The sequence below is a fragment of the Streptomyces sp. NPDC001858 genome (assembly GCF_053594615.1).
Window position 1 is genome coordinate 255,566 of sequence record NZ_JBSFEV010000001.1, and the last position, 21,562, is coordinate 277,127.

Below are 21,562 nucleotides of genomic sequence, written 5' to 3' on the forward strand. Positions count from 1 at the left end.
GAGAACGGGACAGAACGGCCTCAGTGGCAGTCACGGCAGAGTCCTGGGGTCGGTGAGCGGAACGCTCGGTCGCAGCCGTTGCAGTTTCGGAGGGGGTGGCGGGGGTCCGGTGGGGTGGCGGGGGCCCGGTAGGGGGGCAGGGGTGGGAGCTGGGCGGCCAGGCGGTGGGCGAGGAGGGCGGCCGGGCGGCGTAGGGGGGCGTCCGGGAGGTCGGCGGTGAGGTCGGCGGTGAGGGCGTCGCGCACGTCGGTGGGGGTGACCTCGCGTTCCAGCCAGGCGGCCACGCCGGGCGCGAGGTGCTCCGTGTCGGTGGCGGAGAGGAGCAGTCGGGGGTCGTGGCGGCGGAGGCCGGCGAGGAGGTCGGTGGCGGACTGGAGGAGTGTGGGAGACCGGTAGCCCGGCTGCGGTACGGCGGGGAGGGCCTTGCGGGGTGCCGCCGGGCGCTTCGCCGGGTGCTTCTCGGGGGCGTGGCCGACTGCCGGGCGGCGGTCGTGGTGGCCGGGGCGGTTACAGGAGATCGTGCGGGTGATGATGCGGCCGTCGGGGACGCGTTTGCGTTCGCGGCGCAGGTAGCCGTGGGTCTCCAGTTCACGCAGGGCGGCGGCGATGCGGGTCGCGCCCTCGGGGAAGCGGGCGGTGAGGGTCTTGATGTCGACGCGGACGCCCTTGGGCAGCGACTGGAGGTGCACGGCCAGGCCGATCGCCAGCAGCGACAGCTCCCGGTGCTGGGCGAGGTGGTTGCCGATCACCGTGAAGCGTTCGGTGTGGCGGGCGTTCTCGTGGGTGAGTCCAGCCGCGTCGGGGTGGTTTTTGCCCGGGATGCGGGACTCGGCGCACGGGGGCGCGCTAGGGTTTTCGGTGTCCATCAGGAAGCTCCGAACTTCCTCGGTGGTCAGGCCCTCGCACTGGGATTGCAGTCCCGGCGGGGGCCGTCGCATGTCTGCGGTGGTGTTGCGCTGAGCGTAAGGCAGACAACCCGCCCTGAATCCACCCGAGTTGGCATATTCACCCGCGCGAGTGAGTTTGCGCGACGGGCGGGAGGGGTGGGGCTTGGTGAGGTTCTTTCTCGTCGTCATGTGTCTTGGAAAAGAGCGCCACTCGTACCGGAACATGGATTTCCAAGTTCCGGTGGTGCACGGCGTTCGCCGCTCGGGGAGGATGTCTGCCATGCCGAAGACCACTCAACTGCGCACATACACCGTCCGGGACGGCTTGCTCGACGAGTGGGTGGAGCGTTGGCGGAGCGAAATCGTTCCGCTGCGGCTGGAGTTGGGATTCACGATCGGCGGAGCTTGGGTGGAGCGCGAGAGGAACCAGTTCATCTGGCTCATCTCGTACGACGGCCCGGAGACCTTCGCCGAGCGCAACGCGCTGTACTGGTCGTCGCCCGAGCGCAAGGCCATGAGCCTGAACCCGGACGACTACCTTGTCCGCGACGAAGAACTCACGGTCGAACCGGCGTACTGATCCACAACGTCACACGGGGTCGAGCGACAGCAGGTGCTGCCGCCGCTCCTCGTGGGTGAGGGTGCGGAAGACCCTTCCTCGGGCGGTCGCCTCCAGCCGGTCGTAGTCCGGCTCCGCCCGCCACACCCGCGCCGTCCCGTCGGTGGATGCCGTGAGCAGCCGAGTGCCGTCCGGGGACCAGGCCACGGAGGTCACCTTGTCCTGGTGCACTCCGACTACGGCGATCTCCTCAAGGGTGGTGGCGGACCAGACCCGTACGGTGCGGTCGTCGGCGCCCGTGGCTATGCGCCGGCCGTCGGGTGACCAGGCGACGGCGCGAAGCCGCCCCTCGTGCCCCTTCAGCACCTCGATGCGCCGTCCGGTGGCGACGTCCCAGACGGCGGCCGTCCAGTCGCCGGAAGCAGTGGCGATCCTTGTCTCGTCCGGCGACCAGGCCATGTCCTCGACATAGTTGTCGTGGCCGCGCAGCACGGTGAGCTGACGGCCCTCCCCGATGTCCCACAGTCGGCAGGTACGGTCGTCGGAACTGCTGGCGAGCCGGCGTCCGCTCGGTGACCAGGCCACACGCCCCACCCAATCCTGGTGTTCCGTCAGTTTCAGCAGCTCGGTCCCATCCAGCGCGGACAGGACGCACACGGCGCCGTCGTGACCACCGGTGGCGATCCGGCCGCCCTCCGGAGACCAGGCGCACCCCTCGACGACCTCGCCCTGTCGTTCGAGCAGCGTGCCGCCGTGACCGTCGACGATCCGGAACAGGCCGTTGTTGGTGCCGAACGCGAGCCGTCCCCCCTGCGGGGCCCAGGCGACAGCCCAGACCCGGTCCTCCACATCGGTCACCGATCCGGCCGCAGCGCCGGTGTCCGCGTCCCACACCCGTACCGTGCCGTCGTCCGAGGCTGTGGCGAAACGGCTGCCGTCGCCGGACCACGTGGCCTGGTTCACCGGGCCTTGGTGTCCGTCGACCATGACGACCTCGGCACCACGAGGACGCAGGTCCCACACCATTCCGGTGCCGTCACTGGAACTGGTGGCGAGCATCGTCCCGCTGGGTGCCCAGGTGACGCCCCACACGGTGTCCGCGTGGCCGCGCAGCACGGCCAGGACCTTGGCGTCCTCCACGTCGACGATGCGCACCGTGCGGTCGGAGGAGGCGCTGGCCAACATCCGTCCGTCCGGCGACCAGGCCAGATTCCACACGTGGTCGGTGTGTCCTCGCAGCAGCAGGCGCAGCTCGCCGGTCCCGGCGTCCCAGATGCGGGCGGTGTGATCTCCGGAGCCGGTGGCGATGTGCCGCCCGTCCGGCGACCATGCGATGCCCTCGACGAAGTCCGAGTGCCCGCTGAGCGTGGTGGCCGCTGCCCCTGTCGCCAGGTCCCACACGATCGCGCTCTGATCGTGGGAGGCGGAGGCAAGGCGATTGCCGTCCGGTGACCACGCCACACCCCAGACGTCCTCGCAGTGCCCTCGCAGTTCGTGCGTGAGCCGCCCTGTGTCGGCCTCCCAGACCCGTACGACCTGATCCTTGGAGCTTGCAGCAACGTGTCTGCCGTCCGGCGACCAGGCCACCTGCCTGCTGACGTCTCCGGCACCGGCAAGCAGCCGGACCGGCTCCCCCGAGGCGGCATCCCAGATGCGTACGACCCGGTCACGACCGACGGTGGCCAGCCTCGCGGCGTCCGGGGACCAGGCGACGGACTCGACCATGACGCCGTCGCATGGCAGAACCAGCAGTGGGCGTCCGGACAGCGCGTCGTAGACGCGGCCGGTGCCATCCCTGGAGGCCGTGGCCAGCATGCGCCCGTCCGGGGACCAGGCGATGTGCCGAACAGTGTCCGTGTGTCCGTCGAGTCGAGAGCGGAGGTGGCTCGTCGCCAGCGCCAGCATCAGCCCACGCCTGGCCGAGAACGTGGGCGCACATTCGCCCAGCGCGGCGAGCGAGAGCAGCAGGGAACGCTCCGGTTCGTTCTCCGCGCTCAGTAGAACCTGACGGCCGATGCTGTCGGAGACCTGGCTCAGAAAGGTCAGGTCGCGGCGCTGCGAGGACTCGACGAGCGCGCGGGCGGGTGCGGATGCCTGCCCGGATTCCTCCAGCGCTTCGAGCCAGCGCCGGGCCGCCGTGAGGCGTTCCCCTGTGAGGAGATAGTCGTCACTGCGTCCGGCCCGCTCCCAGTCGGCCGCCCACCGCTCCAGTTCGGCGCGCTCACGGAGTCGTTCGGTCCACGCCTCGACCTCCTGCCGCAGCGGGGCCCACTGCCGGAACAGCGCTTCGTGGGTGACCTGTGCGAACGGCTCGCCGCCGGTTCCGGAACCGTTGCCCGGGGCGTCCGTGCGCAACAGCCGCGCGTCGACGAAGGCATCGACGACGTGGCGGTCCCGTTCGTCGAGTTCGGACAACGGCACATGGCGGCGGGCCACGTCCTGGCCCTCGACGGTGACGAACCTCAGCAGGACTCGGAGGACGGCGTCGATGCCCAAAGCAGCGCCGAGCCCGGTCACGGTGTTGTCCGCTTGGCGCGCAAGCGCGCCGGGCACTCCGCCGAGGCGCCGGTACAGCTCCTCGGTCACCGTCCCGCCAGGGCCGGAGGCGAAGTACAACTCCTGGAGGAGGTAGGCGAGCAGCGGAAGCGCGTCGTCGGTCCCGGTCTCGCTGACGATCGAGTCGACGACTCCGGACTCGAAGCGGAGGCCGACGAGGGCCCCGGGGCGCTCCACAGCTTCAACGAGCTGGGCGCGGCCCAAAGTACCGATGGCGATGGGATGTTGGAGCAGATCTGCTTGCCCTGTGCCGAGAAGTCTGCCGAGCAGGTCCACCCGGAGGGTGACCAGGACCCGAACCGCCGGGTCCTGGTCCACACAGGTACGCAGCGCTTCGAGGAACTGGGCGCGTTCCCGCTCACCCGCCAGGGTCACGACCTCCTCGAACTGGTCGACCACGAGGAGTATCCGCCGGAACCGCCCACCACGCAGCCGTGACAGCTCGGCTCGCAGCGCGCCCGGACCCTGACGCAGCCTGCGCAGCACGGCGCTCGCCGGCTCCTGTCCCTCGGAGGCGGCCGCCAGCGCCGCGGCGAGGGCGCCCAGCGGGTCGGCCCCCGGGGCGAAGGCCGGCACGACGGTCCAACGACGTTCCCGAAGCCGGGGCATCACCCCCGCCCGGACCAGCGAGGACTTTCCGCTCCCGGACGCCCCGACCAGTACCAGGAACCGTTCCGCGGGGCGGGTGGCGGTGGCGTGCAGCCGTCGTGTCAGTTCGGCGGCCTGGGCCTCCCGGCCGAAGAAGACGGCCGCCTCATCCTCGTCGAACGCGTCGAGCCCCGGGTAGGGGACCCGGTCACGCGGCCACTCGATCCGGGGCGGCGCGGGATTCTCCAGCCGGTAGACGACGACCTGCCCGACCACAAGGGCCAGGATCAGTATGCCGATGGCCGGAACGGAGAACCGCTGAATCGCCTCCAGCACCCAGGGAGCCTTGTCGGTGCTGGTCGCGTAGTTGGTGGCGATCCCGAGTAAGCAGGCGACCAGCGCCAGCAAGACCTGGAGCACGACCTGCATACGGTTCCTCATCGAGTACCGCCCACCCCCGTCGTACCGGCCTCGAAGGACCGGCATCGCGTCACCCGTTCATGACCATCTTCTGGGGGTTCGCGGGAGTGTTCAACGGCGCGTACGGGTTTCGGCCATCGCCAGGCGATCGACTCAGGGCGTGAGCTTCAGTTCCGCCCAGACCGTCTTGCGTGGACGCCGTCCCTCGGTCACTCCCCAGCGGTCGGCGAGCGCGTTGACGAGGACCAGTCCGCGGCCCGATTCCCGTTCGCCGGAGGCCTGTTGCAGGCACGGCAGCCGGTCACCGCGCGTGTCCGTGACCTCGATGCGGAGGGTGTCGCCGATGACGTACAGGAGGAGCTGGAAGTCGCGCCCGGGGACGCGGCCGTGGGTGACCGCGTTGGCCGCCAGCTCGGCCACGATGTGCGCCGCCGGGTCCAGGGGCAGCCCCCAGGAGCGGAGTTGCTCGACGGCCAGCAGACGGGCGAGACGCGCTCCGCGTGGCGTGGGGGACAGCCGCACGTCGAAGTTGCGGACGGGGGCGGCGGGTCGGTGGGTTTCCTGGATCACGTCACTCAGGGTGGCGTCGCATGCGTACCGTTAACAGTGACAAAGCGGTTGCGTACGGTGACTGTCCGGTCGTTGTCCGGAGGTGGGCAGGCTGTCCGAGGCCGCCGTACGGGTAAAGGCGTCGCGGCACGTTCGCGCAAGAGAGGGGTGCGGGATGACTCAGGTGGACGGCGAGGCGGTGCGGCTCAAGAGCGAGGCGGACGAGCCGGGTTGGGAGGTGGACCTGGACGACGAGTGGGGGCTCGCGGTCATCGCCACGGTGGGGCGGCAGTTGAAGCTTCGGCGCGAGGCGGTGGGGATGCGGGCGGGCCAGTTCGGGGTGGCCGTCGGGTACGGCGAGGACATGATTTACAAGTTGGAGGGCGGCAAGAGGATCCCCCGGCCGGAGTTCCTGGACAGGGCGGACGAGGTGCTGGGGGCGGGCGGCTTGCTGGCGGCGATGAAGGAGGACGTCGAGAAGGTCAGGTACCCGAAGAAGGTGCGGGACCTGGCGGCGATGGAGGCGAAGGCGGTCGAGATCGGGGTGTACGAGTGCAACATCATCGCGGGGTTGTTGCAGACGCCGGAGCATGCGAGGGCCTTGATCGAGGCGGCGCAGCCGCCGTACTCACCGGAGGACGTGGAACGGATGGTCGCCGCTCGATTGGCGAGGCGGTCGGTCTTCGAGCGCAGTCCCGCCCCGTCCGTCCACTTCGTACTGGAAGAAGCCCCGCTGCGTCGCCGGGTCGGAGGCAGAATGGTGTGGCAACAGCAGCTCGAACACCTGCTGGAGGTGGGGCGGTTGAGCGGCGTCACGCTTCAGGTAATGCCAACGGACACCGACCCTCACCCTGGACTGGACGGCCGGATCGAGTTGCTCAAGTTCCCTGATGGAACGGCGGCAGGGCGTTCCGACGGCGCGTTCAACGGGCGGCCGATCACCGATCCGAAGCAACTGCGGATCCTTGAGCTGCGGTATGGCACCATCCGAGCGCAGGCCCTCCCACCACGGGAGTCCATGGCCTTCATCGAGAAACTGCTGGGAGAGACATGATCCGCAAGGCCTCGGCCGGGCACGCCTCCGAACTGGCCTGGTTCAAGAGCACCTACAGCGGTGGCACCGACGGCGAGTCCTGCATCGAAGTCGCGACCACCCCCGCCACCGTCCACGTCCGTGACTCCAAAGTCGTCGACGGCCCCCGCTTCGCAGTGAGCGGCGCGGCCTGGACGGACTTCGTGGCGTACGCCTCCGTCGACTGATCCTGAACCGCTCACCCCCCTCGCAAGGCCGGAGCCTCACGAGGGGGGTGCCCCGCTGAGACGCCGGCTCAGGCGGCGTCATAGGCGGCCAGGGGCTCACTGTGTGAGGTCGGCGGCGTCAGCTCTTCGCGGGCCGGGAAGCGTCCCGTCGGAGACCAGTTCCGCCACTGCGTCGCCGTGGTTGCGGACCAGGTAGTCCATGGCGTGTTCGGTGGTGGACTGGTATTCCAGCTGTTCGCCGTAGAAGCGGAGCCGTGCCTCGCAGTCCTGGAAGACCTCGCCCCAGGTGCGTACCCAGATCCGGTAGGTCGGCTGGTTGAGGGCGCAGCCGGGGGGATTGTGGGGTTGGTGGGAGAGTTCCCGGAGCGTGTCGGTCATGTCGTTGCCGACGAGCCAGAAGTCCCACACCGTGTGGGTGTCCCGGAACCGGTCGTCCTTGCGCACCGCCTGCGCGTAGCTGCTGAGCTGCTCGAACTCGGCCGACCCCAGGACGAGGCCGGGGCGCTTGAGCTCGATCACCAGGTGGTGCCGTTCGTCGTGTCGATGACGGGATGCCCGCGACAACATTAGGTCGACGATTCCGCGGCGCCCGTCGGGGCGCAGCACGGGAGAGTCCGTCGGCTCCTCGCGGCCGAGCAGCCGGCAGTGCTGCCGCAGAACCTCGTTGAGGCTGCGGTCGCTCACATGGAGGCCGTACTCCTCGCCGAAGACCCAGCATTCGTTCTCCAGGATTCGGTGGAGCTCGGAGCGTTCTTTCACGCGGTCCTTGGCTTCGTGGTCGAAGACGAGATGTTCCAGAGCAGCCAGAAAGTCGAGCCGGTTCGTCGCGGTCGTTGAGGCCTTGACCAGAGCTGACAACGGAGTTCGGTCGAGAAGCCGGTTGAGCTGCTCTCGTTCCTGCTTGGAGAGACTGAACAGTTCCTCGGCGATGCGCAGGACGTCCGAGGGCTCGTGCGCGAGTACGGACCGAAGCAGAGCGAAGGTCGTCTTGCGTGTTCCGGTGGACTTGGGCAGATGGCGGAAGACGGTCGTGGCCACTGCGTCGAACGTCTCGCGTTCCGTGCGATCGCGCGCGCCGACGGGTTGCCCGGTGTAGGGGTAGATGCCCTCCCTTCGCCATTCCGCGACCTGCTCGCGCCGTCGTTCGTCCACACGTGCCCGGAAATGGATCCGCAGCTGGTCGCGGGCCGCACCCAGGGCATCGGCGAGAGGTCCGTGCGACACCCAGTCGGTGAACGCGAGGGCTTCGGAGTCGATGTCGTCGAAGCCGCCCCAGGTGAGATGGGCGGTGAACTCGAATCCGGGGGCCTGAATACCCGGCTTGAGCTGTGCCCGGGACATGCCCTGGCCGTCACAGAGGAACAGCGCGCGGGTGACTGGTCTGCGCCATTCGACGACTCTGAGGCGCATTGGCTCGTCGTCCGAGCCGGAAGGGGACGGGAGGACGTAGTCGCGTACGTGAAGTTGCTCGGCGGCCGGGTCGAGGTCTTGGCCGTCGTACTCGATGCGGACGTCCGGATACTTCTCCAGATACGTGGCGAATGCCGTGGTGAGCGACGACCTGGCACGGGCGTCTGCCAGGACGTCGAGTTGCTCGTCCCCGCCGAACGCTTCGAAGAGGGTTCCTGCGGGGTCGTCGGTGGGCTCCGGGTCGCCGATGTCGAACTCGTCCATGGAGCGCCGGTCCGCCTCTATCACCAGCTGTTGCCGACCGGCTACCGAGTCGCTGACGCTGGTCCAGCGGGCCTTCGTGCCGAGAGCGAAGGCGCGTACCCGGCCGCGTCCGTTCTTCCCGTGAAGAGCGCGCTTCTTCACGGGGCTTCCCTGCGAGCGCTTCTTCCAGGAGGCGCCGATGGGTCGGAAGTACTCCTCACAGTGTTCGGCCGACATCCCGCTGCCGTCGTCCTGGACGCGAACCCTGTCCACGCCGCCCAGGTCGTTGCGTTCCAGCGTGACGACGACGTGCCCGGCGTCGGCGTCGACGCTGTTCCAGATCAGCTCCTCGACGGCGCCGACAGGATCCCGTAGGCGGGCCAGCTCGGCGATGTGCTCCCGACTGGTCTCCAGCCTCACCTTGACCATGAAGAGGGCCTTCCTGTTCGTATGCCCTGATCGTGGAGGCCAGTGTGCCCGCAGTGCGATGTGCCGCGGGTGGAACCGCCGCGAAGTCACTCCGGAGTGCGCAATCCGTCCCATGCCGGGAGCCGGACCGGGCAAGGCGGCAACTCTGGCGAACGGAAGGACGTGGGCCCTCCAGTCCCTCGCTCGCGTCCGCGTTTGACCTACATCACTCCCGGGGTATTCTCTCCGGCTCGATTGGCGGAGGGTGTGCCCCATATGGCAGACTGTCCGAGTTGCTCGGTCGAGTGTTGATGCTGCGCGCCTCCCGCCGGGAGGACCGGAAGCGAGTCCCACAGTACTCGTCGCCCTAACTGCCTGATGGCAGCGCTGGGGCGGACGTACGGGAATCTTTCGGGAAGTGTCAGTGCAGCGCCGACCAGGCACCCGGTGGACCTTTCGTCCCCGGCTTGCGGTTCCGGAAGGGCCGTGCTTACCCAGCAGGGATGTTCGAACAAGGGGCATCTGTGTCGGTGACAGCGCGACACACCCGACCGCGTGGGTCGGAGAACGAGTGAACGGGAACACCCGGTTCCAGAGCGTTAGAAGAGACAGGACTACTGAGTAGCCATGGCGGGACAGAAGATCCGCATCCGGCTCAAGGCCTACGACCACGAGGTCATCGACTCCTCGGCGAAGAAGATCGTCGAGACGGTGACCCGCACTGGTGCGTCGGTCGCGGGCCCGGTGCCGCTGCCCACTGAGAAGAACGTGTACTGCGTCATCAAGTCGCCGCACAAGTACAAGGACTCGCGCGAGCACTTCGAGATGCGCACGCACAAGCGCCTGATCGACATCCTCGACCCGACGCCCAAGACCGTTGACTCCCTGATGCGACTCGACCTCCCGGCCGGTGTCGACATCGAGATCAAGCTCTAGGGGCCGGTGATCTGAGAATGGCTAAGCAGATCAAGGGCATCCTGGGCGAGAAGCTCGGCATGACGCAGGTGTGGGACGAGAACAACCGTGTTGTTCCGGTCACCGTCGTCAAGGCCAGCCCCAATGTCGTGACCCAGGTCCGCACGAACGACGTGGACGGCTACGAGTCGGTCCAGATCGCCTTCGGCGAGATCGACCCGCGCAAGGTGAACAAGCCCCTCAAGGGTCACTTCGCCAAGGCCGACGTCACGCCCCGTCGCCACCTCGTCGAGATCCGGACGGCCGATGCCGCCGAGTACACGCTCGGTCAGGAAATCACCGCCGAGGTCTTCGAGGCCGGCGTCAAGGTCGACGTGACCGGCAAGAGCAAGGGCAAGGGCTTCGCCGGTGTCATGAAGCGTCACAACTTCAAGGGCCTCGGCGCCGGACACGGCACCCAGCGCAAGCACCGCTCGCCCGGTTCCATCGGTGGCTGCGCCACCCCGGGCCGCGTGTTCAAGGGCCTCCGCATGGCGGGTCGCATGGGCAACGAGCGTGTCACCACCCAGAACCTGACCGTCCACGCCGTTGACGCGGAGAAGGGTCTGCTGCTCATCAAGGGCGCGGTTCCCGGTCCGAACGGCGGCCTCGTCCTGGTCCGCACCGCGGCCAAGGGGGCCTGAGGTACCGATGAGCACTGTTGACATCCTTTCGCCTGCAGGCGAGAAGACCGGAAGCGTCGAGCTCCCCGCGGAGATCTTCGGCGTGGAGAAGGTCAGCATCCCGCTGATCCACCAGGTCGTCGTCGCGCAGAACGCGGCTGCCCGTCAGGGCACGCACAAGACCAAGACCCGCGGCGAGGTTCGTGGTGGCGGTAAGAAGCCTTACCGTCAGAAGGGCACCGGCCGTGCGCGCCAGGGCTCTACCCGCGCGCCCCAGTTCGCCGGCGGTGGCGTCGTCCACGGCCCGCAGCCGCGTGACTACTCGCAGCGGACCCCGAAGAAGATGAAGGCTGCCGCTCTGCGTCACGCCCTCACCGACCGGGCCCGCCACAACCGCATTCACGTCGTCACCGGCGTGATCGAGGGCGAGACCCCCTCCACGAAGGCCGCTCGTTCGTTGTTCGGCAAGATCTCGGAGCGCAAGAACCTGCTCCTGGTCGTCGACCGCGCCGACGAGGCCGCGTGGCTGTCCGCCCGCAACCTGCCCCAGGTGCACATCCTGGAGCCGGGCCAGCTGAACACGTACGACGTGATCGTCTCGGACGACGTGGTCTTCACCCAGGCCGCTCTCGAGTCCTTCGTCGCCGGCCCGAAGGCCAACGACACCGAAGGGAGTGACGCCTGATGGCTACGCGTCACCCGAGCATCGCCCCCAAGGCCGCCAAGGCCGCCAAGGCGGCGCGCATCGCCAAGGCGAAGCGCCACGAGGCCGAGGGCAAGAACACCGTCGTCACCGCGCCCAGCAAGGCGTACACGGACCCCCGTGACGTGCTGCTGAAGCCGGTCGTGTCGGAGAAGAGCTACGCGCTCCTCGACGAGAACAAGTACACGTTCATCGTCGACCCGAACGCCAACAAGACCCAGATCAAGCAGGCCGTCCAGGCGGTCTTCTCGGTCAAGGTCACCGGGGTCAACACGATCAACCGCCAGGGCAAGCGCAAGCGCACCAAGACCGGTTTCGGTCAGCGTGCCGGCACCAAGCGCGCGATCGTGACCCTTGCTGAGGGCGACCGTATCGACATCTTCGGCGGTCCGACCGCCTAAGGGCGGTCCGGATCGTCCGATATCGGACGAGGACTGAAAAATGGGAATCCGCAAGTACAAGCCGACTACGCCGGGCCGTCGTGGCTCCAGCGTCGCCGACTTCGTCGAGGTCACGCGGTCCACGCCGGAGAAGTCGCTGGTCCGCCCGCTGCACAGCAAGGGCGGCCGTAACAACGCCGGTCGTGTGACCGTTCGCCACCAGGGTGGCGGACACAAGCGCGCCTTCCGAGTGATCGACTTCCGTCGGCACGACAAGGACGGCGTGCCGGCGAAGGTCGCGCACATCGAGTACGACCCCAACCGCACCGCGCGCATCGCGCTGCTGCACTACGCGGACGGCGAGAAGCGCTACATCCTCGCCCCGCGCAACCTGCAGCAGGGCGACCGCGTCGAGAACGGTCCCGGGGCCGACATCAAGCCGGGCAACAACCTGGCGCTCCGCAACATCCCGGTCGGTACCACGATCCACGCGATCGAGCTCCGTCCCGGTGGCGGCGCCAAGTTCGCCCGCTCCGCCGGCACCTCCGTGCAGCTGCTCGCGAAGGAGGGCTCGATGGCCCACCTCCGCATGCCGTCCGGTGAGATCCGCCTGGTCGACCAGCGCTGCCGCGCCACGGTCGGCGAGGTCGGCAACGCCGAGCAGAGCAACATCAACTGGGGCAAGGCCGGCCGCAAGCGCTGGCTGGGCGTCCGCCCGACCGTTCGCGGTGTGGCGATGAACCCGGTTGACCACCCCCACGGTGGTGGTGAGGGCAAGACCTCCGGTGGTCGCCACCCGGTCAGCCCCTGGGGTCAGAAGGAGGGTCGTACTCGTTCGCCGAAGAAGGCTTCGAACAAGTACATCGTCCGCCGCCGCAAGACGAACAAGAAGCGCTAGGAGCGGGTTTAGATGCCGCGCAGTCTCAAGAAGGGGCCCTTCGTCGACGGACACCTCGTAAAGAAGGTGGACGCCCAGAACGAAGCCGGTTCCAAGAACGTCATCAAGACCTGGTCCCGTCGCTCGATGATCATCCCGGCCATGCTGGGCCACACGATCGCGGTGCACAACGGCAAGACCCACATTCCGGTGTTTGTCACCGAGTCGATGGTCGGCCACAAGCTCGGCGAGTTCTCGCCGACGCGCACCTTCCGGGGTCACGTCAAGGACGACCGGAAGTCGAAGCGCCGCTAGTAGCGGGGTGGAATGACCATGACAGACACTGGAAGGACAACCATGGAAGCCAGGGCCCAGGCGCGGTACATCCGCGTCACGCCCATGAAGGCCCGCCGGGTGGTGGACCTTATCCGTGGCATGGACGCCACGGAGGCTCAGGCGGTCCTGCGTTTCGCCCCGCAGGCCGCGAGCGTGCCGGTCGGCAAGGTGCTTGACAGCGCCATCGCCAACGCCGCGCACAACTACGACCACACCGACGCCGACAGCCTCTTCATCTCCGAGGCTTACGTCGACGAGGGTCCGACCCTGAAGCGGTTCCGTCCGCGTGCCCAGGGGCGCGCCTACCGGATCCGCAAGCGGACCAGCCACATCACCGTGGTCCTCAGCAGCAAGGAAGGATCCCGGTAATGGGCCAGAAGGTTAACCCGCATGGGTTCCGGCTCGGCATCACCACGGACTTCAAGTCCCGCTGGTACGCCGACAAGTCGTACAAGGAATACGTCGGAGAAGACGTCGCCATCCGTCGGATGATGACGTCCGGCATGGAGCGCGCCGGCATCTCGAAGGTGGAGATCGAGCGCACCCGTGACCGCGTGCGTGTGGACATCCACACCGCTCGCCCGGGCATCGTCATCGGCCGCCGCGGCGCCGAGGCCGACCGTATCCGCGGCGACCTGGAGAAGCTGACCAAGAAGCAGGTCCAGCTGAACATCCTCGAGGTCAAGAACCCCGAGGTCGACGCTCAGCTGGTGGCCCAGGCCGTCGCCGAGCAGCTCTCCTCCCGCGTCTCCTTCCGTCGGGCCATGCGTAAGAGCATGCAGTCCGCCATGAAGGCCGGCGCCAAGGGCATCAAGATCCAGTGCGGCGGTCGCCTCGGCGGCGCCGAGATGTCCCGCTCGGAGTTCTACCGCGAGGGCCGTGTGCCCCTGCACACGCTCCGCGCGAACGTGGACTACGGCTTCTTCGAGGCCAAGACGACCTTCGGCCGCATCGGCGTGAAGGTCTGGATCTACAAGGGCGATGTCAAGAACATCGCCGAGGTCCGCGCCGAGAACGCCGCAGCCCGCGCCGGCAACCGCCCGGCCCGTGGTGGCGGCGGCGCCGACCGCCCGGCCCGTGGTGGCCGTGGCGGCGAGCGCGGCGGTCGCGGTCGTAAGCCGCAGACGGCTCCCGCTGCCGAGGCCCCCAAGGCCGACGCTCCGGCTGCCGCTCCGGCTGAGAGCACCGGAACGGAGGCCTGACCGACATGCTGATCCCCCGTAGGGTCAAGCACCGCAAGCAGCACCACCCGAAGCGCCGTGGTCAGGCCAAGGGCGGTACGACGGTCGCGTTCGGCGAGTACGGCATTCAGGCCCTCACGCCGGCGTACGTCACCAACCGCCAGATCGAGGCGGCCCGTATCGCGATGACCCGCCACATCAAGCGTGGCGGCAAGGTCTGGATCAACATCTACCCGGACCGCCCGCTGACGAAGAAGCCTGCCGAGACCCGCATGGGTTCCGGTAAGGGTTCTCCGGAGTGGTGGATCGCGAACGTGCACCCGGGCCGGGTCATGTTCGAGCTGTCCTACCCCAACGAGAAGATCGCCCGTGAGGCCCTCACTCGCGCAGCCCACAAGCTGCCGATGAAGTGCCGGATCGTCAAGCGCGAGGCAGGTGAAGCGTGATGTCGGCCGGTACCAAGGCGTCCGAGCTGCGCGAACTGGGTGACGAGGAGCTTCTGGCGAAGCTTCGCGAAGCCAAGGAAGAGCTGTTCAACCTCCGCTTCCAGGCGGCGACGGGTCAGCTCGAGAACCACGGTCGGCTCAAGGCCGTCCGTAAGGACATCGCGCGGATCTACACCCTGATGCGTGAGCGCGAGCTGGGCATCGAGACGGTGGAGAGCGCCTGATGAGTGAGAACAACGTGACTGAAGCGACTGCAGAGGCCCGCGGCTTCCGCAAGACCCGCGAGGGTCTGGTCGTCAGCGACAAGATGGACAAGACCGTCGTCGTCGCCGTCGAGGACCGTGTGAAGCACGCGCTGTACGGCAAGGTCATCCGCCGTACGAACAAGCTCAAGGCGCACGACGAGCAGAACGCCGCCGGCGTCGGCGACCGTGTCCTCCTCGCGGAGACCCGGCCGCTGTCCGCCACGAAGCGGTGGCGCGTCGTCGAGATCCTCGAGAAGGCCAAGTAGGTAATTCGCGCAAGCGAATTCCAAAGAATACGCCCTGCGGCAAACCCCGCAGGTCAGTTCCGCCAGGCTCGGCAGGGGCTCCCCTCGTGAAGAGGCGGCCCCTGCCGGGAACCGGCAGACACACAGGAGATAGACGTGATCCAGCAGGAGTCGCGACTGCGCGTCGCCGACAACACTGGTGCGAAGGAAATCCTTTGCATCCGTGTGCTCGGTGGCTCCGGTCGCCGCTACGCGGGCATCGGTGACGTCATCGTCGCCACCGTCAAGGACGCGATCCCCGGCGGCAACGTGAAGAAGGGTGACGTCATCAAGGCGGTCATCGTTCGCACCGTCAAGGAGCGCCGCCGTCCGGACGGCTCGTACATCCGCTTCGACGAGAACGCCGCTGTCATTCTGAAGAACGACGGCGACCCTCGTGGCACCCGTATCTTCGGCCCGGTCGGCCGGGAGCTGCGCGAGAAGAAGTTCATGAAGATCATCTCGCTGGCTCCGGAGGTGCTGTAAGCATGAAGATCAAGAAGGGCGACCTGGTCCAGGTCATCACCGGTAAGGACAAGGGCAAGCAGGGCAAGGTCATCGCGGCCTTCCCCCGCGAGGACCGCGTCCTGGTCGAGGGTGTCAACCGGGTCAAGAAGCACACCAAGGCCGGCCCCACCGCCAAGGGCTCGCAGGCCGGTGGCATCGTCACGACCGAAGCGCCCGTCCACGTCTCCAACGTCCAGCTGGTCGTGGAGAAGGACGGCAACAAGGTCGTCACGCGTGTCGGCTACCGCTTCGACGACGAGGGCAACAAGATCCGCGTTGCCAAGCGGACGGGTGAGGACATCTGATGGCTACCACCACCACTCCGCGTCTGAAGACGAAGTACCGCGAGGAGATCGCGGGCAAGCTGCGTGAGGAGTTCTCCTACGAGAACGTCATGCAGATCCCCGGCCTCGTCAAGATCGTGGTCAACATGGGTGTCGGCGACGCCGCCCGTGACTCGAAGCTCATGGACGGTGCCGTCCGTGACCTGACCACCATCACCGGTCAGAAGCCGGCCATCACCAAGGCCCGCAAGTCCATCGCGCAGTTCAAGCTGCGTGAGGGTCAGCCGATCGGCGCCCACGTCACGCTTCGTGGCGACCGCATGTGGGAGTTCCTGGACCGCACCCTGTCGCTCGCGCTCCCGCGCATCCGCGACTTCCGTGGTCTGTCCCCCAAGCAGTTCGACGGCCGTGGCAACTACACCTTCGGTCTCACGGAGCAGGTCATGTTCCACGAGATCGACCAGGACAAGATCGACCGTGTCCGGGGTATGGACATCACCGTGGTCACCACGGCGACCAACGACGCTGAGGGCCGTGCGCTCCTTCGTCACCTCGGCTTCCCCTTCAAGGAGGCGTGAGCGAGATGGCGAAGAAGGCTCTGATCGCAAAGGCTGCTCGCAAGCCCAAGTTCGCTGTGCGCGCGTACAACCGCTGCCAGCGTTGCGGCCGTCCCCACTCCGTGTACCGCAAGTTCGGCCTCTGCCGTGTGTGCCTTCGTGAGATGGCTCACCGTGGAGAGCTGCCGGGCGTGACCAAGAGCTCCTGGTAAACCCCTACTTCAGGGGTCCCGGAGTCTCTCGGTAAGCAATGGGCGTGTCAGGCGCCCACCTCTCCATGGCTTAGGCTGGGAGGGTTGGGCGTCCTGACGGTCGCCCGTACGACTTACTACGCCGTAGGTCCACCGCGCCGCACCCGTCCCGTCTCGGATCGGGGAGAGGGATGGCGCACCAGGAAACCCCGGCGAGAGAGGCCACAGGCCAATTCATGACCATGACTGATCCGATCGCAGACATGCTTACGCGTCTGCGGAACGCGAACTCGGCGTACCACGACTCCGTGACGATGCCGGCATCGAAGATCAAGTCTCACATCGCGGAGATCCTCCAGCAGGAGGGCTTCATCACGGGCTGGAAGGTCGAGGACGCCGAGGTCGGCAAGAACCTCGTTCTCGAGCTGAAGTTCGGCCCGAACCGTGAGCGCTCCATCGCGGGCATCAAGCGGATCTCCAAGCCCGGTCTCCGGGTTTACGCGAAGTCCACCTCCCTGCCCAAGGTGCTGGGCGGCCTCGGCGTGGCGATCATCTCCACGTCGCACGGTCTCCTCACCGACAAGCAGGCCGGCAAGAAGGGCGTAGGCGGAGAAGTTCTCGCCTACGTCTGGTAGCGGAAGGGAACGGAGGAAACAGCTATGTCGCGCATTGGCAAGCTCCCTATCACGGTTCCCGCCGGCGTGGACGTCACCATCGACGGCCAGACGGTTTCGGTCAAGGGCCCCAAGGGCTCGCTGACCCACACCGTCGTTTCGCCGATCGAGATCGCCAAGGGTGAGGACGGCGTTCTGAACGTCACCCGCCCCAACGACGAGCGTCAGAGCAAGGCCCTGCACGGCCTGTCCCGCACGCTGGTGGCGAACATGATCACCGGCGTGACCCAGGGTTACGTGAAGAAGCTCGAGATCAGTGGTGTCGGTTACCGCGTGACCGCGAAGGGTTCGAACCTCGAGTTCGCGCTCGGTTACAGCCACCCGATCACGGTCGAGGCCCCCGAGGGAATCTCCTTCAAGGTCGAGAACCCCACGCGGTTCTCGGTCGAGGGCATCGACAAGCAGAAGGTCGGCGAGGTTGCGGCCAACATCCGCAAGCTGCGCAAGCCCGACCCGTACAAGGCCAAGGGTGTCAAGTACGAGGGCGAAGTCATCCGCCGCAAGGTCGGAAAGGCGGGTAAGTAAGCCATGGCATACGGACAGAAGATCCTGAAGGGCGACGCCTACAAGCGCGCCGCGATCAAGCGCCGTCACATCCGGATCCGCAAGCGGATCAACGGTACGGCGGAGCGTCCTCGTCTGGTCGTTACCCGCTCGAACCGCCACATCGTGGCCCAGGTGATCGACGACATCAAGGGTCACACCCTGGCGTCGGCGTCCACCCTGGACACGTCGGTCCGCGGTGGCGAGGGCGACAAGTCCTCGCAGGCCAAGCAGGTCGGCGCGCTTGTCGCCGAACGTGCCAAGGCCGCCGGTGTCGAGACCGTCGTGTTCGACCGTGGTGGTAACCAGTACGCCGGGCGCATCGCCGCTCTGGCGGACGCCGCCCGCGAGGCCGGGCTCAAGTTCTGAGCCTCCGTAGCTAGCGGAAACAGAGAGAGGTAATTCCAATGGCTGGACCCCAGCGCCGCGGTGGCGGTGCCGGTGGCGGCGAGCGGCGGGACCGGAAGGGCCGTGACGGCGGCGCAGCTGCCGCCGAGAAGACCGCGTACGTTGAGCGCGTCGTCGCGATCAACCGCGTCGCCAAGGTTGTGAAGGGTGGTCGTCGCTTCAGCTTCACCGCGCTGGTCGTGGTGGGCGATGGTGACGGCACCGTCGGTGTCGGTTACGGCAAGGCCAAGGAGGTGCCGGCCGCGATCGCCAAGGGTGTGGAAGAGGCCAAGAAGCACTTCTTCAAGGTCCCCCGTATCCAGGGCACCATCCCGCACCCGATCACGGGCGAGAAGGCCGCGGGCGTCGTCCTGCTCAAGCCTGCTTCCCCCGGTACCGGCGTTATCGCCGGTGGCCCGGTGCGTGCCGTGCTCGAGTGCGCCGGCGTTCACGACATCCTGTCGAAGTCGCTCGGCTCGTCCAACGCGATCAACATCGTGCACGCGACCGTGGAGGCCCTGAAGGGTCTGCAGCGTCCCGAGGAGATCGCGGCCCGCCGCGGTCTGCCCCTCGAGGACGTCGCTCCCGCGGCTCTGCTTCGTGCGCGTGCCGGGGCTGGTGCGTAATGGCTCAGCTCAAGATCACGCAGACGAAGTCGTACATCGGCAGCAAGCAGAACCACCGTGACACCCTTCGTTCGCTCGGGCTCAAGCGCCTGAACGACGTGGTCGTCAAGGAGGATCGTCCCGAGTTCCGCGGCATGGTGCACACCGTCCGCCACCTCGTGACGGTCGAGGAGGTCGACTGATCATGGCGGAGAACAACCCGCTCAAGATCCACAACCTCCGTCCCGCCCCGGGCGCCAAGACCGCCAAGACCCGTGTGGGTCGTGGTGAGGCGTCGAAGGGTAAGACGGCCGGTCGTGGTACCAAGGGCACGAAGGCCCGTTACCAGGTTCCGGAGCGCTTCGAGGGTGGGCAGATGCCCCTCCACATGCGTCTTCCGAAGCTCAAGGGCTTCAAGAACCCGTTCAAGACCGAGTTCCAGGTCGTGAACCTCGACAAGCTGGCCGCGCTGTACCCGGAGGGTGGCGAGGTCACCGTCGAGGGTCTCGTCGCCAAGGGTGCCGTTCGCAAGAACAGCCTGGTCAAGGTCCTCGGCCAGGGCGAGATCTCCGTGGCGCTGCAGGTTTCGGTTGACGCCGTCTCCGGCTCCGCCAAGGAGAAGATCACCGCCGCCGGCGGTACCGTCACCGAGCTCATCTGAACACCTCAGGCGACTCGATGACTTGAACGATCCCGACCGGGGATACCCCACAAATGGGGTATCCCCGGTTGGTCGTTCCTAGGGCGGCTATGTCGCGGGTAAGGTGACCTGCACTGCCCACTTTTCACAAGGTTCTCTCAAGAGGGCACCTTGAACGGCAGTCGGCCGTTACTCATGTCGTTGCTCTTAGTCGTTGTTCTTATTGGACCCTCAAGACCGTCACCCTTGACGCAGATGCGCGGGGGTCGCAGGAGGCACCGTGCTCACCGCGTTCGCCCGGGCGTTCAAGACGCCCGACCTGCGCAAGAAGCTGCTCTTCACGCTCGGGATCATCGTGATCTACCGGGTCGGCACGAACATCCCGATCCCCGGTGTCGACTACACGTCCGTCCAGCGGTGTGTGGACGAGGCGTCCGGCAACCAGGGCCTCTTCGGTCTGGTGAACATGTTCAGCGGTGGCGCGCTGCTGCAGATCACCATCTTCGCGCTGGGCATCATGCCGTACATCACGGCGAGCATCATCCTTCAGCTGCTCACCGTGGTCATCCCGCGTCTGGAAGCCCTGAAGAAGGAGGGCTCGGCCGGCACGGCGAAGATCACGCAGTACACGCGTTACCTCACCGTGGCGCTCGCCATCCTCCAGGGCACCGGCCTGGTCGCCACCGCCCGCAGCGGCGCCCTGTTCTCCGGTTGCACGGTCGCGTCGAGCATCGTCCCGGACCGCTCGATCTTCACCACGATCGTCATGGTCATCTGCATGACCGCCGGTACCGCCATGGTCATGTGGCTCGGTGAGCTCATCACCGACCGCGGCATCGGCAACGGCATGTCGATCCTCATGTTCATCTCGATCGCCGCGACCTTCCCCTCGGCCCTGTGGGCCATCAAGACGTCGGGCACGCTGGCGGACGGCTGGATCGAGTTCGGCACGGTCATCGCGGTCGGCCTGGTCATGGTCGGCCTGGTGGTCTTCGTCGAGCAGGCCCAGCGCCGCATCCCGGTGCAGTACGCGAAGCGCATGATCGGCCGCCGGTCCTACGGCGGTACCTCTACGTACATCCCGCTCAAGGTGAACCAGGCCGGCGTCATCCCGGTCATCTTCGCCTCGTCGCTGCTCTACATCCCGGCACTCGTCGCCCAGTTCTCCAGCGGCACCTCCGGCTGGAAGACCTGGATCGAGACCAACCTGACCAAGGGTGACCACCCGATCTACATCAGCATGTACTTCTTGCTGATCGTTTTCTTCGCGTTCTTCTACGTGGCGATCTCCTTCAACCCCGAGGAAGTCGCCGACAACATGAAGAAGTATGGTGGCTTCATCCCGGGCATCCGGGCTGGCCGACCGACCGCTGAGTACCTGTCCTACGTACTCAACCGGATCACCTGGCCGGGTTCGCTGTATCTGGGTCTGATCGCTCTTGTACCGACGATGGCGTTGGTTGGCTTCGGGGCAAGCCAGAACTTCCCGTTCGGTGGTACCAGCATCCTGATCATCGTGGGTGTCGGTCTCGAGACGGTGAAGCAAATTGAGAGCCAGCTCCAGCAGCGCAATTACGAAGGGTTCCTCCGCTGATGCGTATCGTCCTCGTCGGGCCGCCGGGCGCCGGAAAGGGAACGCAGGCCACACGTCTGGCCGAGAAGCTGCGCGTTCCGCACATCTCCACGGGCGACCTGTTCCGCGCCAACATCAGCCAGCAGACGGAACTCGGGAAACTCGCGAAGTCCTACATGGACGCCGGCAACCTCGTCCCCGACGAAGTGACCATCGCCATGGCCAAGGACCGCATGGAGCAGCCGGACGCCGAGCGCGGCTTCCTGCTGGACGGTTTCCCGCGCAATGTCTCGCAGGCCGAGGCGCTGGACGAGCTCCTCACCACCGAGGGCATCAAGCTGGACGCGGTACTGGACCTGGAGGCCCCCGAGGAGGAGGTCGTCAAGCGGATCGCCGGCCGGCGCATCTGCCGCAACGACTCCGCGCACGTCTTCCACGTGACGTACAAGAAGCCGGCGCGGGACAACGTCTGTGACGTCTGCGGCGGCGAGCTGTACCAGCGGGACGACGACACCGAGGAAACGGTCCGCACGCGGCTCGAGGTCTACCACACGCAGACCGAGCCGATCATCGACTACTACAAGGCGCAGGGCCTGGTCGTGACCATCGAGGCCATGGGCCCGGTGGACGAGGTCACCGGCCGTGCGCTGGCGGCGCTGAAGCGCGAGGGCGACGACCAGTAGTCGTCGTCC

Annotated in this window: 30 protein-coding genes; 26 read left to right on the forward strand and 4 right to left on the reverse strand. The window is 67.1% G+C overall.

What is annotated here, in order from left to right; all coding sequences use genetic code 11:
* Positions 1–20 precede the first annotated feature (20 nt).
* Positions 21–866 carry a helix-turn-helix domain-containing protein gene (locus tag ACWCPF_RS01310; RefSeq protein ID WP_451042894.1) on the reverse strand — a complete coding sequence of 282 codons (846 nt, stop codon included), beginning with the start codon at positions 864–866 and terminating at the stop codon, positions 21–23.
* Between the two features lie 301 nt (positions 867–1,167).
* Here ACWCPF_RS01310 and ACWCPF_RS01315 point away from each other — a divergent pair, with 301 nt between their 5' ends.
* On the forward strand, positions 1,168–1,467 hold the full coding sequence (locus ACWCPF_RS01315; protein WP_451042895.1) for an NIPSNAP family protein: 300 nt from the start codon (positions 1,168–1,170) through the stop codon (positions 1,465–1,467).
* Between the two features lie 9 nt (positions 1,468–1,476).
* Here the strand turns inward: ACWCPF_RS01315 and ACWCPF_RS01320 are convergent, their stop codons facing one another.
* Together ACWCPF_RS01320 and ACWCPF_RS01325 are read right to left on the reverse strand one after the other, a co-directional pair.
* On the reverse strand, positions 1,477–5,031 hold the full coding sequence (locus tag ACWCPF_RS01320) for an nSTAND1 domain-containing NTPase (RefSeq protein ID WP_451042896.1): 3,555 nt from the start codon (positions 5,029–5,031) through the stop codon (positions 1,477–1,479).
* Between the two features lie 132 nt (positions 5,032–5,163).
* The gene (locus ACWCPF_RS01325; RefSeq protein WP_451042897.1) at positions 5,164–5,580 is read right to left on the reverse strand and encodes an ATP-binding protein; all 417 of its coding nucleotides are present in this window, start codon (positions 5,578–5,580) and stop codon (positions 5,164–5,166) included.
* A 154-nt stretch (positions 5,581–5,734) separates the two neighbouring features.
* Here ACWCPF_RS01325 and ACWCPF_RS01330 point away from each other — a divergent pair, with 154 nt between their 5' ends.
* Together ACWCPF_RS01330 and ACWCPF_RS01335 are read left to right on the forward strand one after the other, a co-directional pair.
* Complete coding sequence (locus ACWCPF_RS01330) at positions 5,735–6,613, forward strand: helix-turn-helix domain-containing protein (RefSeq protein ID WP_451043110.1); 879 nt, start codon at positions 5,735–5,737, stop codon at positions 6,611–6,613.
* Positions 6,610–6,819 (forward strand): DUF397 domain-containing protein, encoded by a 210-nt coding sequence (locus ACWCPF_RS01335; protein ID WP_451042898.1) that lies wholly within the window; start codon positions 6,610–6,612, stop codon positions 6,817–6,819. Before ACWCPF_RS01330 ends, ACWCPF_RS01335 begins: the two co-directional genes overlap by 4 nt.
* 96 nt (positions 6,820–6,915) lie before the next feature.
* Here the strand turns inward: ACWCPF_RS01335 and ACWCPF_RS01340 are convergent, their stop codons facing one another.
* Positions 6,916–8,901, reverse strand: coding sequence for an ATP-binding protein (locus ACWCPF_RS01340; RefSeq protein ID WP_451042899.1), 1,986 nt, complete (start codon positions 8,899–8,901; stop codon positions 6,916–6,918).
* A gap of 606 nt (positions 8,902–9,507) precedes the next feature.
* Here ACWCPF_RS01340 and rpsJ point away from each other — a divergent pair.
* The 23 genes from rpsJ to ACWCPF_RS01455 all read left to right on the forward strand — a co-directional run bounded on the left by rpsJ (position 9,508) and on the right by ACWCPF_RS01455 (position 21,553).
* The gene (rpsJ, locus tag ACWCPF_RS01345; RefSeq protein ID WP_003948644.1) at positions 9,508–9,816 is read left to right on the forward strand and encodes a 30S ribosomal protein S10; all 309 of its coding nucleotides are present in this window, start codon (positions 9,508–9,510) and stop codon (positions 9,814–9,816) included.
* Positions 9,817–9,833: 17 nt separating this feature from the next.
* Positions 9,834–10,478, forward strand: a complete 645-nt coding sequence (gene rplC / locus ACWCPF_RS01350) for a 50S ribosomal protein L3 (protein ID WP_351903799.1) — start codon at positions 9,834–9,836, stop codon at positions 10,476–10,478.
* 7 nt (positions 10,479–10,485) lie between these two features.
* Positions 10,486–11,142 carry a 50S ribosomal protein L4 gene (rplD, locus tag ACWCPF_RS01355; RefSeq protein ID WP_351903796.1) on the forward strand — a complete coding sequence of 219 codons (657 nt, stop codon included), beginning with the start codon at positions 10,486–10,488 and terminating at the stop codon, positions 11,140–11,142.
* Positions 11,142–11,561 (forward strand): 50S ribosomal protein L23, encoded by a 420-nt coding sequence (gene rplW, locus ACWCPF_RS01360; RefSeq protein ID WP_451042900.1) that lies wholly within the window; start codon positions 11,142–11,144, stop codon positions 11,559–11,561. The genes rplD and rplW overlap by 1 nt, the downstream gene beginning before the upstream one ends.
* 40 nt (positions 11,562–11,601) lie before the next feature.
* Positions 11,602–12,438, forward strand: coding sequence for a 50S ribosomal protein L2 (rplB, locus tag ACWCPF_RS01365; protein WP_046263524.1), 837 nt, complete (start codon positions 11,602–11,604; stop codon positions 12,436–12,438).
* A gap of 12 nt (positions 12,439–12,450) precedes the next feature.
* A complete protein-coding gene (rpsS, locus tag ACWCPF_RS01370) occupies positions 12,451–12,732 on the forward strand; it encodes a 30S ribosomal protein S19 (RefSeq protein ID WP_020132632.1) in 282 nt (93 codons plus the stop codon).
* A gap of 42 nt (positions 12,733–12,774) precedes the next feature.
* Complete coding sequence (gene rplV / locus ACWCPF_RS01375) at positions 12,775–13,122, forward strand: 50S ribosomal protein L22 (protein ID WP_054238783.1); 348 nt, start codon at positions 12,775–12,777, stop codon at positions 13,120–13,122.
* On the forward strand, positions 13,122–13,955 hold the full coding sequence (gene rpsC, locus ACWCPF_RS01380) for a 30S ribosomal protein S3 (RefSeq protein WP_451042901.1): 834 nt from the start codon (positions 13,122–13,124) through the stop codon (positions 13,953–13,955). Before rplV ends, rpsC begins: the two co-directional genes overlap by 1 nt.
* A gap of 5 nt (positions 13,956–13,960) precedes the next feature.
* Positions 13,961–14,380 (forward strand): 50S ribosomal protein L16, encoded by a 420-nt coding sequence (rplP, locus tag ACWCPF_RS01385; protein WP_004927269.1) that lies wholly within the window; start codon positions 13,961–13,963, stop codon positions 14,378–14,380.
* Positions 14,380–14,604, forward strand: a complete 225-nt coding sequence (gene rpmC / locus ACWCPF_RS01390) for a 50S ribosomal protein L29 (RefSeq protein ID WP_003998824.1) — start codon at positions 14,380–14,382, stop codon at positions 14,602–14,604. The genes rplP and rpmC overlap by 1 nt, the downstream gene beginning before the upstream one ends.
* Complete coding sequence (gene rpsQ, locus ACWCPF_RS01395) at positions 14,604–14,891, forward strand: 30S ribosomal protein S17 (RefSeq protein ID WP_358800788.1); 288 nt, start codon at positions 14,604–14,606, stop codon at positions 14,889–14,891. The genes rpmC and rpsQ overlap by 1 nt, the downstream gene beginning before the upstream one ends.
* 135 nt (positions 14,892–15,026) lie before the next feature.
* Positions 15,027–15,395, forward strand: coding sequence for a 50S ribosomal protein L14 (gene rplN / locus ACWCPF_RS01400; RefSeq protein ID WP_003992364.1), 369 nt, complete (start codon positions 15,027–15,029; stop codon positions 15,393–15,395).
* Between the two features lie 2 nt (positions 15,396–15,397).
* The gene (gene rplX, locus ACWCPF_RS01405; RefSeq protein WP_006376030.1) at positions 15,398–15,721 is read left to right on the forward strand and encodes a 50S ribosomal protein L24; all 324 of its coding nucleotides are present in this window, start codon (positions 15,398–15,400) and stop codon (positions 15,719–15,721) included.
* Positions 15,721–16,278: a 50S ribosomal protein L5 gene (gene rplE / locus ACWCPF_RS01410; protein WP_020132628.1), complete on the forward strand. Its 558-nt coding sequence runs from the start codon at positions 15,721–15,723 to the stop codon at positions 16,276–16,278. The genes rplX and rplE overlap by 1 nt, the downstream gene beginning before the upstream one ends.
* A 5-nt stretch (positions 16,279–16,283) precedes the next feature.
* Positions 16,284–16,469: a type Z 30S ribosomal protein S14 gene (locus ACWCPF_RS01415; RefSeq protein ID WP_030890724.1), complete on the forward strand. Its 186-nt coding sequence runs from the start codon at positions 16,284–16,286 to the stop codon at positions 16,467–16,469.
* Positions 16,470–16,684: 215 nt separating this feature from the next.
* The gene (gene rpsH, locus ACWCPF_RS01420; protein WP_013001411.1) at positions 16,685–17,083 is read left to right on the forward strand and encodes a 30S ribosomal protein S8; all 399 of its coding nucleotides are present in this window, start codon (positions 16,685–16,687) and stop codon (positions 17,081–17,083) included.
* A gap of 24 nt (positions 17,084–17,107) precedes the next feature.
* Positions 17,108–17,647 carry a 50S ribosomal protein L6 gene (gene rplF, locus ACWCPF_RS01425; RefSeq protein WP_451042902.1) on the forward strand — a complete coding sequence of 180 codons (540 nt, stop codon included), beginning with the start codon at positions 17,108–17,110 and terminating at the stop codon, positions 17,645–17,647.
* 3 nt (positions 17,648–17,650) lie between these two features.
* The gene (gene rplR, locus ACWCPF_RS01430) at positions 17,651–18,034 is read left to right on the forward strand and encodes a 50S ribosomal protein L18 (RefSeq protein WP_351903777.1); all 384 of its coding nucleotides are present in this window, start codon (positions 17,651–17,653) and stop codon (positions 18,032–18,034) included.
* Between the two features lie 38 nt (positions 18,035–18,072).
* The gene (gene rpsE, locus ACWCPF_RS01435) at positions 18,073–18,678 is read left to right on the forward strand and encodes a 30S ribosomal protein S5 (RefSeq protein ID WP_046704422.1); all 606 of its coding nucleotides are present in this window, start codon (positions 18,073–18,075) and stop codon (positions 18,676–18,678) included.
* The gene (gene rpmD, locus ACWCPF_RS01440) at positions 18,678–18,860 is read left to right on the forward strand and encodes a 50S ribosomal protein L30 (protein ID WP_030788246.1); all 183 of its coding nucleotides are present in this window, start codon (positions 18,678–18,680) and stop codon (positions 18,858–18,860) included. The genes rpsE and rpmD overlap by 1 nt, the downstream gene beginning before the upstream one ends.
* 2 nt (positions 18,861–18,862) lie before the next feature.
* Positions 18,863–19,318 carry a 50S ribosomal protein L15 gene (gene rplO / locus ACWCPF_RS01445; RefSeq protein WP_079660409.1) on the forward strand — a complete coding sequence of 152 codons (456 nt, stop codon included), beginning with the start codon at positions 18,863–18,865 and terminating at the stop codon, positions 19,316–19,318.
* A gap of 259 nt (positions 19,319–19,577) precedes the next feature.
* Positions 19,578–20,891: a preprotein translocase subunit SecY gene (gene secY / locus ACWCPF_RS01450; RefSeq protein ID WP_451042903.1), complete on the forward strand. Its 1,314-nt coding sequence runs from the start codon at positions 19,578–19,580 to the stop codon at positions 20,889–20,891.
* The gene (locus tag ACWCPF_RS01455) at positions 20,891–21,553 is read left to right on the forward strand and encodes an adenylate kinase (RefSeq protein ID WP_451042904.1); all 663 of its coding nucleotides are present in this window, start codon (positions 20,891–20,893) and stop codon (positions 21,551–21,553) included. Before secY ends, ACWCPF_RS01455 begins: the two co-directional genes overlap by 1 nt.
* Positions 21,554–21,562: the final 9 nt, after the last annotated feature.